This window comes from Flavobacterium ajazii, from assembly GCF_010614725.1.
Lineage (GTDB): Bacteria > Bacteroidota > Bacteroidia > Flavobacteriales > Flavobacteriaceae > Flavobacterium > Flavobacterium ajazii.
Genome location: NZ_JAAEHL010000009.1, coordinates 132,288 through 148,039, shown reverse-complemented (window position 1 = coordinate 148,039; position 15,752 = coordinate 132,288). Strand labels below are relative to the sequence as shown.

Below are 15,752 nucleotides of genomic sequence, written 5' to 3'. Positions count from 1 at the left end.
TTCTATATTTCTTATTTTTAGTAGATTAAACTGCTAAAATAGATTTGTCATGATTTTAGGTATCAAGCGTTTTCTGTCTAATTTACTGTTATTGCTGACTTTGCTGGTTATACCCAATACAGTATCTTCTCAATTATTAGGCTCAGCCAAAACAGTTACCGAAGAACCTGAAAAAGTACCGGAAGATTCTCTTGGACGAAGAACACCTCAGGGAACTGTAAACGGCTTCATCAGAGCAATTGGAGAACAAAACTATTTGCGTGCCAGCCAGTATTTTGTTTTAAGTAAACGTTCGTATCGTAAAACTGCAGAAAGAATAAAAATTGCAAAGACTTTTCAGCAGCTTTTAGATCAGGGCGGGAATTTGTCTCCGTCTTCAATTATCAGTAATAAAGAAACAGGGCGTACAGACGACGATCTGGCAGTTGGTGTAGATCTAGTTGGAAACATATCTACCAATAAAACAGTAATTCAGCTGTATGTAGAAAACCAGTCAGATGACAGCCAGCCCGCTTTATGGCTTTTTTCTGCAGAAACAGTAGAAGCGATCGTATCTGCTGATGTTACAAATGAAAAGACTTTTTTAGACAGAGTTCTGCCTACTATTTTATTAGAAAAGAAATTAGGAAATGTTCCTTTGGGGCATTGGGCAGTAGTGGTAATTATGATGGTGATATCCTATTTACTTTCCAGAATGCTGCTGTTTGCATTTGTATTTATGGTAGAAAAATTATGGAAGAAAGCAGAGAGTGACAGAGGCAGAGCCATAATTGAAGCTTTTGAATTGCCGATTCACATGTTTCTTGCCGTAATTTTATTTGTTGTATTTACTCAACGCATGGGGATTTCTATTGTGGTGCGCCAGCGTTATAGTATCATTATAATCACTATAGGCATAATTGCTTTTTTAATATTGCTCTGGAGACTGACAGACTTTGTTAGTACCTTCACCCGCAGGCGAATGAGTCAAAGCGGACGTATTTCGGCTGTTTCCACTATCTTATTCTTAAATCGTACAACCAAGGCAGCCATTATTGTTATCGGAATTATAGCTATACTTGGAATTATTGGAGTAGATGTCACAGCCGGACTTGCAGCATTAGGAATCGGGGGTATTGCTTTGGCATTGGGAGCACAAAAAACAATAGAAAATTTTGTGGGAAGCGTAAGCCTTATTGCCGACCAGCCACTACGCGTAGGCGATTATTGCAGAGTGGATGATATTAAAGGTACCGTAGAATCTATAGGAATGCGTTCTACAACGCTGCGAACTTCGGCAAGAACCATTGTGACCATTCCTAACGGACAATTATCAGCCAGTAAAATAGAAAATTATGCGCATCGTGACCGTTTTATTTTTAATCCGGTATTAAGTTTTAGAATGGAAACAACTCCGGATCAGATGCGTTATTTACTGGTAGAGATCCGATCTTTGCTTTATGCGCATCCTGCAGTACTCGATTCACCGCCTATAGTTAGATTTACCGGTATAACAGCGGATGCGCTGAAAGTTGAAGTTACGGCATATATTGAAGCGGTAAATTTTGAAAAATCACAGGAAGTACAGGAAGATTTATTACTTCGAATGATGGATATAATAGAAAAAAGCGGTACTTCGCTGGCCTATCCTTCGCAGACGATTTATATGGCCCGTGATATTTCCTCGTCCGATGAAAAATCTGCCGAAGTTTCAGAAATCGTTAAGAAATGGAAAAAAGACAATCAATTGCAATTGCCTAATTTTGATCCAAAACGAATTGAAGAATTAAAGAACAGCATCAAATATCCTGATGAGGGCAGTTTTAGACCATCTGAAGAATAATGTCATAGGCTTACAGAGGTTTTATTACTTCTACTGAAAATGCAGTGCTGCCAATACAAAACAGAAAGAAGATAAGCTTAAAAGCAGATTTAAAAAACAGTCGTTTAAACACTAAATATTATGCAAATAAAACGTCTGTTTGGGGCTTCTAAGATAAAGTTGATGAAAATATACAAGCAAAGGTCCGAATGAATAATCCGGACCTTTGTCTTTTTGGTTGATGCTGTAATATAAATTATAAAAATTATTGTTTTTTAAAATTATTTAACTTCAACAGCTTCAGGAAATTTCCACGTTCCATTTAGCACTTCTTTATGCGGACGATAAAGGCGTACCCAGTAATTCCATCCCGCTGTAACCGGAATACAGTTTGGTGTTTTTCCGTCGCATCCTCCAAATTGTATCGTCACAGATCCATCCGAATCTTTTTTTGCAGTAATGTTGTTCAGGGTATACATGTTAAGAGCATTTTTCTCAAAATAACCTTCTTTATTATATACACTTACAGACCAGAATCCGTCTACCGGTACATTTTTTACTTTAAGTTTATAAACTGTTTTTCCGTCATTTTTCTTAGGATTTACAGAAAGATAAAGTGCGTCTTTTTCAGGATTTCCACCCCAGCCGGTAGCGCTGCCAATTAAATGAAGAGTTTCATCAACTTTACCTCTTGGACCAAACATTCCTTTTGTATCAGATAGTTTTTTAGAAACTTCAATTAAGGAATCCCTAACTTTCTTCTGACTTACCTTGTCCCAATTTGGAACAGTAAAAGTTCCTTTGTCTTTTTGGCTGATTTTAATGGCATTCTGTAATGCCGTAACTAAAGGAAGGTCTTTAGGATTATTAGGATCAATAAAGGTTCGTATGCCCAGCATAAGATACCGTGTTCCGATTTTTTCTTTAGTAAAAGTAAAAGTTCCCGGAGCATAATAAGTTTCAGAGTATTGATCCTCATCAAAAGATTGCATAGACATGAAACGTTTGCCTGGATCAGGAAGGGTTACGGTTACAGGTCCGGCATCGAGATCAAAAACACCTGAAGAATATAATACGTCACGGTTAGCACGAATAACACTTTGCTTGTCGATTGGCATCAGAGTCCTGTAATGAAAAAGAGAACCGACACCCCCGGATTGTTTAACCGAAGTTGTAAAATAAAGATCGGTTTCAGCCCGGTTAAAATTAGCTGCAGTAACAGGAATGCCGTTTTTCGAAGCTAATGAATCAGTACTTGCAATGGCTGAGTCCTGTTTTACGGTTTGAGCATCAGTTGCTGATTTCCTGTCATTTTGCTTGCAGGAAGAAGTAAGCAGTGATAATGTAATTAAAAATAGTCCTGATAAAAATTTGAGTTTATTCTTCATAGTTTTAAAAGATTAAAATTAGAAATAAAGGCATAATATTTTGTCGGATTCTATTTATAAAGTTATTGAAATATTTTTAATTATCTATTGGAATTGAGGGTGTTATGATTTTTTCTTCAAAGTTCAAAATTTAAAATAATTTTACATCTTATTAATGGTAAAGTATCAATTGGAAAAAAGTAATGTGGCTTTTCTTATAATATTCAAAGTTTTCTATAGTAATAATAATGTTATTTTAAATAGTACTTAAAGGACAAATCGGCTTCATTAAATAAATTTGGTACTAATACAGGTAATAAAAGAATCTGTTTTTAATGCGCTCTTTTACATTTTTAAGCCAAAATTATCTTATTTAATATGAAAACAATCCAGTTTAGAACCGACGACCTGACACAGTATACCGTTAATATTTCGCAGATTACCTGTATGTTTGCAGCTGAAGAATCTCAGGGTACATGGATTTATTTAAGTTGTGGAACCCGCTTAAAAACCCTGTTTAAACTTGATGTGATTTGGGAAATGATAAATAATGCGAATGATTAAAATATCAGGTATGTAAATCGTATAATTTCAGTTTATAACAATTATAAGCTTTCGCAATATTAATAAATCATTAAATGAATATTGTAACAAAATAAGGAAACACTCTTTGAGGTAATTTTGTAAGGATTCCTTCCAAATTTAAAATTATATTATGAGTACTGTTTTGATTACAAGATTACAAAATGGCGATGATGCTTGTTTTAAGGAGATCTACGAATTATATCATTTTAAAGTATTTTGTTTTGTAAAAAAATATGCCGGTCAGCAGACAGATGCAGAAGATATAACACAAAATGTTTTTATACATCTTTGGAAGTATCGTAACAAAATAGAACCGTCAACAGAGCTGGATGCTATTTTGTTTAAAAGCTGTAAGCAGGAAATTTCAAAATGGTACAAAAAGCAAAACAGGATTTTTTCAATTGAAGATGAACAATTGATTAAGGAGCTGGACAACAAGGAAGAAATCGAGATTGACTTTTCTTCGAAACTGGAAAAAATTGAGCATTTACTACAACAGATTCCCGAAAAAAGAAGAAAAATTTTTACACTTCATAAGTTTGATGAAATGAGCTACAAAGAGATTGCCGAAGAGATGGGCATGTCTCAGAGTGCCGTTGCCAATCAGATTTCAAAAACACTGCAATATCTCAAAAAACATTCTGTAAAAAGCCATGAACTTTACTGGTTTGCTTTGGTCTTTTTAAACCACTATCAGAATTAATTTTTCTAAATTCTAATAATTTTTATAATGAAGATTTGTGTCCAAATGTATCCGATATGTAAAGTAAATGTAAGGCAATGTTTCTGGTTGTAATGTTTAAGTGTTTGATTTTTATGATGTTGGTTTAAAATCACTCCTTTTTTGTATTAATAAATCATTAAGAGTGAAACGACCCGTGATTTTTTTGAGTAAACCGGTCTAATGCAGGTAGACAGGATATTTTGAGGGCTTACCTTAAGTATTAATTTTTACTCAGAGCAATGAAATTAGACAGGTTACAGGAAGAATGGAACGAGCTGCCGCAGAAAGGCATATTTCCGGATGAAGTGAAATTTAGAATGTGGAATGCTATTTTGTCGGCTACCATCAACAGACGCAAAATCAGGTATCGAAAAGCAATTGCAGCCTGCGCAGCACTTTTGATTACTGTTACAGGTTATCAGTTTTTTAAATTTAATTCTTCAACAGCACCTGAAATTATTACGCAGACCTTCCCGCAGGATATCAGATTGCTTCGCTTGTCAGACGGAACTCGTGTATGGGTAAACGAGAATACGAAAATTGAATATCCTGAAAAATTTGCTTCGGATGAGCGAATCGTAAAACTGACAGGAGAAGCTTTTTTTGAAGTAGCAAGAGATACGACACGCCCTTTTGTTATTAGTTCAGGAAACATAAAAACTACCGTTTTAGGGACTTCTTTTGATGTTAAAGCTTATGGAAATATTGCTGAGGTAAATGTTAGAACCGGAAAGGTAAAAGTAGAAACCGAACAAAATGCCGTTTTTCTGGAAAGAGGGACCGCCGCAGTATTTGTACCGATAAAAAATATGGTGCAAAAACGTAAAGCACTTATTCTGGAACCTGAGTGGAAAAAAGCACTTATAGATGTTGACGGTTTAACTTTTGAAGCCGTTATCGAAAAACTGAAAGCCACTCACCATTTTACACTGCAATATAACAGCGAAGACTTAAAATTACTTCAGGTAAAGGGAACGCTTGATACCAGACAAAGTGTTTCAGAAATACTGCAGACTCTTGCTTTTGCTTTAGAAATTAGCATTAAACCTGCTGATAATAATACTTATGTGGTAAGCAGATAGTCGGAGAGAGGTTTTTTTGAACCTGAACCTAAAATACTTTTTAAAAATATACAACCAAAAACAAATTATTTAATTATGAATGATTATTTTAGGCAATTCCCTATTGCCATACAAATGCTGTTTTTTAGCATTTTCTTCGGAATTACTAATGTCTATTCTCAGTCGGGTACTGTATCGGCAGATTTTAAAAATGCATCCCCGAAAGAAGTTTTCGAAAATTTAGAAGCCAGAACACCGTATCGGTTTATTTATCAGAAAGATATCGATTTAAGTAAACCGCTTATTAATCTTAAAAGGAGTGATATTGCGATAGATGAATTGTTAAAGGAACTTCAAACGCTTACCAGCTTAAATTTCAGGAGAAATAATACCAATATTGCAGTCAATAAAAAGCAGTCGTCTTCGAAAAAACTAGGGAGTATTTCAGGAAAAATTGTCGACAAAAACGGTTTGGCACTTCCCGGGACTTCAGTAAAAGTGATAGAAACCGCCAACGCAACAGTTTCTGATTTTGACGGAAATTATTCTTTTAATTTAGAAGACGGAATATATTCTATAGAAGTGAGTTATGTTTCTTTTCAGACTCAAAAAATTACCGGAATAAAATTGTCTGATGGATTAGATGTGGTACTAAATGTAGTGCTTAAAGATGATGCAGAATCACTAAATGAGGTAATCGTAACGCAGACATTTCAAAAAGCCACGGCTACTACAGAAGGAATGCTTTTACAGCAGAAAAAAGCAGCGCAGTTTTCAGACGGAATTTCTGCTGAACAAATTGCCAGAACACCGGATAAAGATGTTGGAAGTACCCTAAAAAGAATTACAGGTGTAACGACTATTGATGAAAGATATGTAGTGGTGCGCTCTATGGCTGCGCGATGGAACCAGGCTATTATGGATGGTGTTAATCTCCCAAGTACAGATCCTAATCAGCAGCAATTTAATTTTGACATTATTCCGACAGCTATGGTAGAAAGTATCGTTGTCAGTAAAAATGCGACTCCGGATATGTATGCCAATTTCGCAGGAGGAGCGGTAGAGATCAAAACAAAGGATATCCCAAAGAAAAATTTCTTGTCGTTTTACGTAGGAACGGCATACAACAGCAGAAGCACTTTTAAGGAACGTCTGACCAAACAGCAGGGGGCAAACGATTATATAGGATATGATGATGGCACAAGGAATTATCCTTCTAATCTGATTAATATAGAGGAACCTGCAACAGAAGCAGCATCCGGTCCTTATTTAGAACAGTCCAGAAGATTTACTAAGGATAATTTCAGCACTTATCAAACTTATGCTGCTCCGGGAACTTCACTGCAGTTTGCTATAGGGAGGGCTTATGAACTAAAAGACAATAACAAATTTGGTTTTGTGGGATCCTTAAACTTTAAAAACAGACAGGATCAGCTACAGATTGATCATACAGAAAGAGGAAATTATATATCGAATACTTATTTTAAGCCTGCACCGGAAAACGGTTATTCGACTTACGAGAAATACGGGTTTAAAAATTCTGGAGCTTCTTATGACTTCAACTCTGTTTTAAGCGGAATGCTGAATGCAGGTGTTCAGTTAGGAAAACATAAAATTACCACACGAAACAGCTACATGCACATGTATGACAACCAGTTAACTCAGATTACAGGCTGGCGACTGGCAGAAAATGTTTCTGATATTTTAGACGGCTCCCATCTCCCTTTTACAGAAGAAACAGACTATCCGGTTTATCAGACTTTTATCCAGAATAAAATAGAAGGAAATCATCGTTTTGAAAATTTAGAAATCAATTGGTTTGGTGCTTATGCAAGTACATCAAAAGATACTAAAGACGCCACCTTTGTTACAAAGTACAGAAGATATGCAGGAGAGGATGTACAGCTTTATTCAGAGGTATATAATAGCGGGGACAATTTTAGAAGGCTTAATATTACAAGCAGTGAAAAAGATTATAATGTCGGGATAAATTTTAACTACGCTTTTGAGTTTGGCGAATCGTTTAAAAATAACATCAAAGCCGGTTACTTCGGAACGTATAAAAAAGCACAAAATCAGCAGACATCTGCCGCATTGAGGGTGATTGGTCAGGGAACAAATACAGTTAATATTGATTTTCCTGTTTCGCAATTGCTGGATGGGTCTTATTACCGCTGGGGTGGTTTTGGCTGGAGCAAGACAACTACTTATGGTAATGAATATATTGGAGATGTTAAAGTACATTCTCCTTTTTTGATGCTTGACAATAAAATTAGCAAATATGTAAGGCTGGTATGGGGTTTAAGGGCAGAAAGCTATATCTACACACATATTGCCAGTCAGTCGGATCTTGCTGCTAATTTTGGTATCGTTCAGCCTGACGATGACGTTTGGCAGTATCTGCCTTCTGTAAACCTGACAGTGAGTCCCACAAACAAAACTAATTTCAGGCTCGGGTATAACAAATCGGTAATACGTCCTCAGTTTGCAGAGCGTATTAATATGCCCTATTATGATCCGATACGTAATTCGCAGGTCATTAATGCTACTGACGGAATTGTTTCTACGGTAGTCGAGAGTTATGATTTTAAAACAGAATGGTTTCCTTCTCCGGGCGAAATTATTTCTTTTGGACTTTATCATAAGAAGCTTGATAAGCCAATTGAAGATGTTACAGTTGTCGGGGCAGAATCGTCAAGAGTGATATACACCATGAATTCTGATAGTGCCAAGCTCTTTGGAGTAGAATTTGAAATCTATAAAAATCTGTCTTTTTTGGGAGAGGGAGATCTTCTAAATAAAGTTTTTATATGTGCAAATGCTTCATTAAATGACACAAAAGTAGTCGGATACCAACGATTTGATGGTACGGGCGGACTCTATGAGGCCAATCGCCCTTTGTACGGACAAGCACCCTATAACTACAATTTGGGCCTTGATTTTATCGGTGACCGTATGGGGTTTAGTATTAGGCACAATGCTATTGGAGACCAGTATGTTTTGGTAGGATTTGGTTATGATGCTGAAGAAATTCGTATGCCTTATGCCGTTACAGATGCCCAGATAAGCTATAAGTTTTATAAAGAGAAAAATTTAGAAGTAAAACTGGGAGTAAAAAACCTTTTTGACTCTGCCATAGAAACCTATAACAATTTTAACAGTTATCGGGAAGAAACCGGTGCATCAACTGGTTCAAATCCCAGAGAGTTTTATTCACTTAGTCCCGGAGCGACAAAAAAATTTGATCAGGATATTGACCAGAGAATATTCAAAGCATGGACAGGCAGAACCATTAGTCTTTCTATGACTTATTCTTTTTAGTAACATTAAATTGTTGATTTCAGCAATAATGGATGACTAAAATTAAGAAACCGTTAAGGATAAAAAAACAAGTGATTTTTCTGTCTTTTAAAATCTAATGTAGGTAATAAGAGAATATTCTTGCTCTAAACAGATCTGTTCAAAAGTAATTTCTTTGAAAAGCCGAAACAATAAACAGGAAGATTAACACGTCAGAAATCAGCAAAAAAATCCAGGTCAGGATAGACTAATATGGTAAAATTGGATTTCACGTTCAAAAATAATTCCGCATTTATTTGTTTGATTTTTTTAAGAAAATGATCCTTTCACTTCAGCCCTAAAAGTGAAAGATAATTGATAGGGATAAGCCTCCGGTGGTAAAACGGAAAGCTTATTAAAAGCTTTACCAAAAAAAGGAAAGGTCAGAGGGAAGAAAATTTGCTGCTCCTCCCAACGACCTCAAGTGTAAAAACTTAGCAGCAAAGGTAATCAAATTTCAATAATCATGAAAAAAGTTTTTTTGTTAGCGATTGCAATTATGTTCTTCAATTCCTGCCAAAATGATGACGCTGTAGCCGATTCATCATTTGCAATGAAATCTGCCAGTGCAGATTATTCAGGTTATCCTTCTACAGTACAGACTGTAAGCGGTAACATTACAACAAATACTACCTGGACCAATGACAGAGTTTGGGAAATAGATGGTGTAGTTCGTGTTATAGGGGCAAAATTAACAATAGAGCCAGGGACTTTTATTAAAGCAAAACCACTTGCTGCGGGTGTTGCTACAGGAGTGTTGGTAATTACCAAAACAGGTCAGATTGATGCACAGGGTACAGCTGCTGCTCCGGTTATATTTACAAGTTATAATTTATTGGATGGTCTTGCTACAACTGCCTCTCCTGGTGATTTTGGAGGAGTGGTTCTTTTAGGGGATGCTGAGACGAATACTGGTTCTGTTCAAAACATTATAGAAGGTTTGGGCGATCAGTCAAATGTATCTGATTTCTATTATGGAGGATCAAATAATGCACACAATGCCGGTTCTTTAAACTATGTACGTATCGAATTTGCAGGTCGTATTTTGAATGCAACTACAGGTGTTGAAATCAACGGATTAACTTTTGGCGGAGTGGGTTCAGGTACAGTGGTAGACCACGTACAGGTATCTTACGGAAGAGACGATTCATTCGAATTCTTCGGAGGAACAGTAAACGCAAGTCACTTAGTTTCTTTTGCACCGGACGATGACAATTTTGATTTTGATTTTGGTTATACAGGATCTATTACAAAAGCAATAGCTATTGCAGACGTAAATTCTACACACAGTTTAAGTGGTGGTTCTCCTGACTCAAACGGAATCGAACTGGATAATAATGCAACAGGTACAACAGGTACTCCTGCTACATTAATTACAAGACCGGTTATTTCTGAATTATCTATCATTGGTGCCAGTTCAGCTACAAATGGTGCTCTTTATGAAAATGGTATTCACGTACGCAGATTAGGAGAAATTGATCTTACTGATGCTACTGTTACAGGATATGTTACAGGTATCAGATGGGATTCTCCTTCATTGGCTGCAAACTCTAGCTATATCGGTCTGGATATCCACGGTTTTACTAATCCTTCTTTGCCTACAGCTGCGTTATTTGGTTATTCTACATCTACTGCAAACCCTGCTGATGACTGGGGTTTAACACAGCCATTTTTTAATAATGGGACTTTAAACTTATCAGGTTCAACAGGAGCATTCACAACTGAAGCAAACTGGACAAACACATGGACAAAGTTTACAAATTTTTAATACGCATACATAATTATTAAATAATCAACGAGGCTGTCTAAAAAGTTTTGTTTTTTTATAAAAAGCTGCAGGAAAGGTTTATGTTGTGTTTTCCTTTCCTCACTTTTTAGGCAGCCTTTGTTTTAAAAAAAATATACAAAATGAAAAAAAAATTACTGGTATCGTTATTATTGCTTATTACAGGAATAGCTTCTGCACAATTTACAATTTGGGAAGATGATTTTAATGATTCAGATGTGTCCGACTGGACCTTAATTGATGCCGATGGGGATAGTCATAATTGGATACCAACCATGGATTGGCAGATAGATGCAAACAATCAGACTATTAACGGTAGTTTCAATATATTAGGTTCTTATAATCTTAATCAGGCAACTGGGGTAGGTTATAAAGTAGTACAAAAGAACTGGGCAATAGCACCGGAAATTGACTTATCTTATTATGCTTCAGGTATCCAGTTAGTCGTAAATGCACAGCCATCTATACTTAGCGGTAATCAGGATATTTATGTATATGCTTCAACAACGAATACAGATATAAGTTCTTTTACCCAGATAGGAACTTTAAAATTGATAAGAAAATCAAGCAAAGGAACTGCATTTGCAGATTACACAGTTGATCTTTCACAATTTTCAGGGCAATCTAAGGTATATATTGCTTTTTTAACCACGACCAAGACATCTTATGTTGGTTTAGAAATAGACAATGTTAAAATAACGGCTACAACTTTATTAGGAATAGAGGATGTAAAAAACAGTACTACAACAGTATTAAAACAAAATCCTGTAGAAGATTATTTGCAATTGCAGTTAAATAGCAAATTAAATGAAGAGCAGGTTACTTTAAGTGTGTATAACACCACAGGAATATTAGTTAAAGAAGGAAAGTATAATGAGTCAGGTCTTTTGATCAGTAATTTATCGGCTGGTGTATATATCCTTGTTGTTCAGGAAGGAAACAAAATAGAAAAAATAAAATTTATCAAGAAATAAATACTCAATTCATAATTAATGAAAAACACAGTTAAAAGGGTTTTAGTTTTTTTAATTCCGGTTTTATTCTTTACGGCATGTGTCAATGAAGATTTAGTACCGGTTTTTCAGGAACAGAAAGCAGGAAAAATAGTCATCCGTGGATATAACGCATTACAGGATTCAATCCAGATTTCTATAGACGGAAAACCATTGGTAATCAATAATAAAGATGCTTTTGTAAAGAAGATTGAAAATGACCATAATTTTGTTTTTTACGATAATAGCAGGGTAAAGACTATAGATCTAATCCATAAGAAGACAAAAAATATTTTACATTCTTATAGCTTTACAATTGCTAAACCGGTTGATACACTGGCTTTTTATATCAGAGAAAACATTTGGATTGACAACGTTTTATCAAATAAACCGGGTATTTTAAGTACCACCGGGCGTGTAGGTTTTAGATTTATTTTTCCAACTTTTAACCGGTATTCAAATAGTGGCCATACAGGTTCAGTTGATGCAATTATTAAAAAGACAAACGGACAAATAATCGCAACAGCTGAAAATATCAATAAAGACAGCTTTAATTCTTTTCTGGAATTTACTTATGGTGCCCCGCCAATTGTAAATGTAGAACTTGTAAAACACGGAACAACCGAATCGTATGTTCCCGGAATGCAGGTTAAGTTTCAAATGGCAATACAAAACAATAAATCAAAATTGATTGTTTTGGATGAAAAAGCGAATGAAGCCGGAATTTTTTCAGGGGTTGATGCCAATACCAATTTAGTAGACTTTTTTACTTTTTAATTACTTTTAAATCATCCTGTTTATAAACTTACATAATACAGATAAATGAAAAGATATTCCTCTTCCGTAAAAGCGTTTTTTTTTGTTATTGGAATTTTCTTTATTTCCTGCCAAAGTGATGATAACCCCGTATCTTACGAAAAGGCGAGTAATCAGTACACGAACATCTGGATGCTCGAACAAATGAAGAAATACTATTATTGGAATGAGGAATTGCCTTTTTTTACCAATTTATCTTTAAGTCCGAAAGATTATTTTGAGAAGTTATTGAATACAGATGATCGTTTTTCTTATGCGGTTAATCCTTCAGATCCCGAAACAGCACCAAAAAGTATCAGAAATACGTATGGATTTGATATCTCGTTTATCGAATACAACGGACAGGCTTTTGGTGTTGTTTTATTTGTACTAACCGATTCTCCGGCAGAGAGAAGCGGTCTGAAGAGGGGGCAGTTTATAAAAAGTATAAACGGAACGACCGTCAGTCATCAGAATTTTGAAAATTTATATAGTGAATTGGCTTCTTCAGGCAATGCACAATTACAATTAGTAGAATATGCTGCGACGGCAGGTTTTTCAGCTATAAAAAATGTTGAAATAATAAGGAGTTTTACTTTTTCACAACCTGTAAAATATAATGTTCTACTTTCAGATAATGAAAAAGTAGGATACATGGAAATCCCTCATTTTGATGTTGGACTGGCAGCTACTTTTCTTAAGGTTTTCAAAGAATTTCAGAAGGAGTCTGTAACTAAGATAATTGTTGATTTAAGATATAACGGAGGCGGGGATGTATCATCGGCAGCGGCATTAAGTATTATTTTGGCTCCAAATATCAAACCAGACGATTTGTTTATCAAATTTAAAGGAAATAAAAATGGCGGTCTGGTAAACAAGACGTTCAAAGAAGCTCTGGAAATGAACGAATCTCAGGTAAATTTCGAAACACTTAGGACAGCTCATCCAACGATTCAGGAAGTGTATATTTTAAGTGGCAATCATACAGCATCAGCTTCCGAAATTATCATTAATAATTTAAAACCTTATATGAATGTTATCGTTATTGGTGATAAAACAACGGGTAAAGATGCAGCCGGTTTTGCAATTGAAGACGACAGGATTGCCGATAAGCGGGGATGGGTTTTATATCCTGTTATTTATAAATTGTTTAACGCGCGCAATGAAGGGAATTATACATCAGGTATAAACCCAAACATCGAATTAAATGAATTACAGGAAATGGAGATTTTCCCTTTGGGAGATATACGTGAAATCTTACTTAATAAAGCTTTGAAAGGAACTGGAAGACAAAAATCAGTTCATACTGTTAAAAAGTTACTGCTTAATAAGACTTACATTGCTACAGATCCATTTTTGAAGATTTACTAAAAGCTGCAACAGAATCTAAAAAGCCCCAAATAAGGTAAAACTATTTTGGGGCATTTTTATGAAAAAAACAGATTGATAATTTCAGCCTGAATAGTAGTTTAAATTTTCAGGTAGTTAATAAAAATATCTTCGTTTAGACTCTTAAAATTTGAAAGGCATTTATTATTTTATTTGAATATTTTTGGCATGATTATTTCGGTATTCGGAAACCTTTCAATTAATTTAAAAACTATATATAAATGAATTTCATTAACATAAAAGTACTTGTCTTTGCTGCTTTAGGTGCAGGAATGTTTTTGGGAAATGCCCAGACAGCTGTTTCGAAACCTTCAAAAGAAAATTCGCAATCTGCAAAAGTAGTTCCAACTAATTTAAAATGGTCTGAAAGAATGATGCTTTCAGAAATGCAGCGATTTCCGGAGTCCTGGATGCTTGATTTCAGTAAAAGTCCGAAATGGACTTATCCCGCAGCAATTGTTCTGGATGCTTCTGAAAAATTATATGCCAAAACAGGTAAAAAAGAATATTACGATTACATCAGTGACTTTGGAGCAAAACTAATCAATGAAGATGGTACTATTATTTCTTATGAATTAGAAAAGTACAATATCGATCTACTGAACAGTGGCAATGTTCTTCTTTATCTTTACGAAAAAGAGAAAAAAGAAAAGTACTTAAAAGCGCTTCAGACACTTCGTCTGCAAATTGACGGACAGCCGAGAACCAAAGGCGGTTCTTTTTGGCATAAAAAAGTATATCCTCATCAGGTTTGGCTTGATGGCTTGTATATGGGAATGCCATTTTATGCACATTATACACATGATTTTACAAAAGGAGAAGATGCAAAAAAAGCGTATGATGATGTGGTGCTACAATTTGACGAGGTTCAAAAAAATCTGTTAGACGAAAAAACAGGATTGTTATATCACGCATGGGATGAAAGTAAAGAACAGGCATGGGCTGACAAAAAAACGGGTCTTTCACCAAATTTCTGGGGAAGAGCAATGGGCTGGTACGGTATGGCTATGGTTGATGTGCTGGATTTTTTACCGAAAGATCATCCGGGAAGGGCAAGATTAATTTCGTACATAAAATCGTATGCCGATGCTGTAATAAAAGTTCAGGATAAAGATAACGGACTTTGGTATCAGGTTTTGGATAAAGCCGGAGAGAAAGGAAACTATACGGAAGCAACGGCTTCAGCAATGTTTGTTTATGTAATGATTAAATCTGTAAACGAGGGATATCTTCCTAAATCATATAAAAAAGCAGCTCAAAAAGGCTATGACGGAATTATCAAAAATCTTATTTCTGTAGAGGCGAACGGTATTGTTAATTTAAATAAATGCTGCGCAGTTGCAGGTTTAGGCGGTAAGCCTTACAGAGACGGTTCTTATGAATATTATATCAACGAACCCATCCGTTCTAACGATGGAAAAGGAACAGGACCTTTTATTTTAGCAAGTCTGGAATTTGAAAAATAAATTTAACGTTCATTGTCATTTATCTTCCATGTTTGAAGGCAGTAATAAATATAAAAAAAGCTAAATCGAAAGATTTAGCTTTTTTTTGACCTAAAAAGAAGCTTTAAAAATTAAAACGGCTTTTAACGATTCATGGCAATATGCTGATATTAAAATTGTATCCTCGTCTTCGATTATAGAGTAATAATCTTAACTTTTTTATATTTTTGAGAAAATATAAGACGAAATGAAATTACTTCAATCTACCTTAAAAGAAGGAAGATATGCGAATGTTTGGTTCGTATATAAGCAAGTTATAAGCCGTTTTCAAGACCTATCATTTATGAAGAACTTCTTTTTAATATTAATTTAAGATAATAATATACCCAGGTTACCATCTTGAATTCCTTCCAGAATAACCTTGATAATTGTTTAATTATATATAAAATATAATTTTTAAACAATAAC

Annotated in this window: 11 protein-coding genes; 10 read left to right on the top strand and 1 reads right to left on the bottom strand. The window is 35.1% G+C overall.

Annotated elements, in window-relative coordinates; all coding sequences use genetic code 11:
* Positions 1-49 precede the first annotated feature (49 nt).
* Positions 50-1,822 (top strand): mechanosensitive ion channel family protein, encoded by a 1,773-nt coding sequence (locus tag GWR14_RS16825; protein ID WP_163410239.1) that lies wholly within the window; start codon positions 50-52, stop codon positions 1,820-1,822.
* A 260-nt stretch (positions 1,823-2,082) separates the two neighbouring features.
* On the opposite strand, the gene GWR14_RS16820 is transcribed toward GWR14_RS16825, so the two are convergent.
* Positions 2,083-3,189 (bottom strand): DUF1214 domain-containing protein, encoded by a 1,107-nt coding sequence (locus GWR14_RS16820; protein WP_163410238.1) that lies wholly within the window; start codon positions 3,187-3,189, stop codon positions 2,083-2,085.
* A gap of 357 nt (positions 3,190-3,546) precedes the next feature.
* Here GWR14_RS16820 and GWR14_RS16815 point away from each other — a divergent pair, with 357 nt between their 5' ends.
* From GWR14_RS16815 to GWR14_RS16775, 9 genes are all read left to right on the top strand, one after another.
* On the top strand, positions 3,547-3,732 hold the full coding sequence (locus GWR14_RS16815) for a hypothetical protein (protein ID WP_163410237.1): 186 nt from the start codon (positions 3,547-3,549) through the stop codon (positions 3,730-3,732).
* 151 nt (positions 3,733-3,883) lie between these two features.
* The gene (locus GWR14_RS16810; RefSeq protein WP_163410236.1) at positions 3,884-4,456 is read left to right on the top strand and encodes an RNA polymerase sigma factor; all 573 of its coding nucleotides are present in this window, start codon (positions 3,884-3,886) and stop codon (positions 4,454-4,456) included.
* Between the two features lie 260 nt (positions 4,457-4,716).
* Positions 4,717-5,559, top strand: a complete 843-nt coding sequence (locus tag GWR14_RS16805) for a FecR family protein (protein WP_163410235.1) — start codon at positions 4,717-4,719, stop codon at positions 5,557-5,559.
* Positions 5,560-5,634: 75 nt separating this feature from the next.
* Positions 5,635-8,859 (top strand): TonB-dependent receptor, encoded by a 3,225-nt coding sequence (locus GWR14_RS16800; protein WP_246236338.1) that lies wholly within the window; start codon positions 5,635-5,637, stop codon positions 8,857-8,859.
* Positions 8,860-9,343: 484 nt separating this feature from the next.
* Positions 9,344-10,645 (top strand): hypothetical protein, encoded by a 1,302-nt coding sequence (locus tag GWR14_RS16795; RefSeq protein ID WP_163410234.1) that lies wholly within the window; start codon positions 9,344-9,346, stop codon positions 10,643-10,645.
* Between the two features lie 140 nt (positions 10,646-10,785).
* Complete coding sequence (locus GWR14_RS16790; RefSeq protein WP_163410233.1) at positions 10,786-11,637, top strand: T9SS-dependent choice-of-anchor J family protein; 852 nt, start codon at positions 10,786-10,788, stop codon at positions 11,635-11,637.
* Between the two features lie 18 nt (positions 11,638-11,655).
* Positions 11,656-12,432: a hypothetical protein gene (locus GWR14_RS16785; RefSeq protein ID WP_163410232.1), complete on the top strand. Its 777-nt coding sequence runs from the start codon at positions 11,656-11,658 to the stop codon at positions 12,430-12,432.
* 45 nt (positions 12,433-12,477) lie between these two features.
* A complete protein-coding gene (locus tag GWR14_RS16780) occupies positions 12,478-13,821 on the top strand; it encodes a S41 family peptidase (RefSeq protein ID WP_163410231.1) in 1,344 nt (447 codons plus the stop codon).
* A 239-nt stretch (positions 13,822-14,060) separates the two neighbouring features.
* A complete protein-coding gene (locus GWR14_RS16775; RefSeq protein WP_163410230.1) occupies positions 14,061-15,305 on the top strand; it encodes a glycoside hydrolase family 88/105 protein in 1,245 nt (414 codons plus the stop codon).
* Positions 15,306-15,752: the final 447 nt, after the last annotated feature.

Coding starts and splice junctions, on each gene's coding strand:
- GWR14_RS16805 (WP_163410235.1), top strand. CDS start 4,717: ATGAAATTAGACAGGTTACAGGAAGAATGGAACGAGCTGCCGCAGAAA.
- GWR14_RS16820 (WP_163410238.1), bottom strand. CDS start 3,189: ATGAAGAATAAACTCAAATTTTTATCAGGACTATTTTTAATTACATTA.
- GWR14_RS16810 (WP_163410236.1), top strand. CDS start 3,884: ATGAGTACTGTTTTGATTACAAGATTACAAAATGGCGATGATGCTTGT.
- GWR14_RS16785 (WP_163410232.1), top strand. CDS start 11,656: ATGAAAAACACAGTTAAAAGGGTTTTAGTTTTTTTAATTCCGGTTTTA.
- GWR14_RS16795 (WP_163410234.1), top strand. CDS start 9,344: ATGAAAAAAGTTTTTTTGTTAGCGATTGCAATTATGTTCTTCAATTCC.
- GWR14_RS16790 (WP_163410233.1), top strand. CDS start 10,786: ATGAAAAAAAAATTACTGGTATCGTTATTATTGCTTATTACAGGAATA.
- GWR14_RS16815 (WP_163410237.1), top strand. CDS start 3,547: ATGAAAACAATCCAGTTTAGAACCGACGACCTGACACAGTATACCGTT.
- GWR14_RS16800 (WP_246236338.1), top strand. CDS start 5,635: ATGAATGATTATTTTAGGCAATTCCCTATTGCCATACAAATGCTGTTT.
- GWR14_RS16775 (WP_163410230.1), top strand. CDS start 14,061: ATGAATTTCATTAACATAAAAGTACTTGTCTTTGCTGCTTTAGGTGCA.
- GWR14_RS16780 (WP_163410231.1), top strand. CDS start 12,478: ATGAAAAGATATTCCTCTTCCGTAAAAGCGTTTTTTTTTGTTATTGGA.
- GWR14_RS16825 (WP_163410239.1), top strand. CDS start 50: ATGATTTTAGGTATCAAGCGTTTTCTGTCTAATTTACTGTTATTGCTG.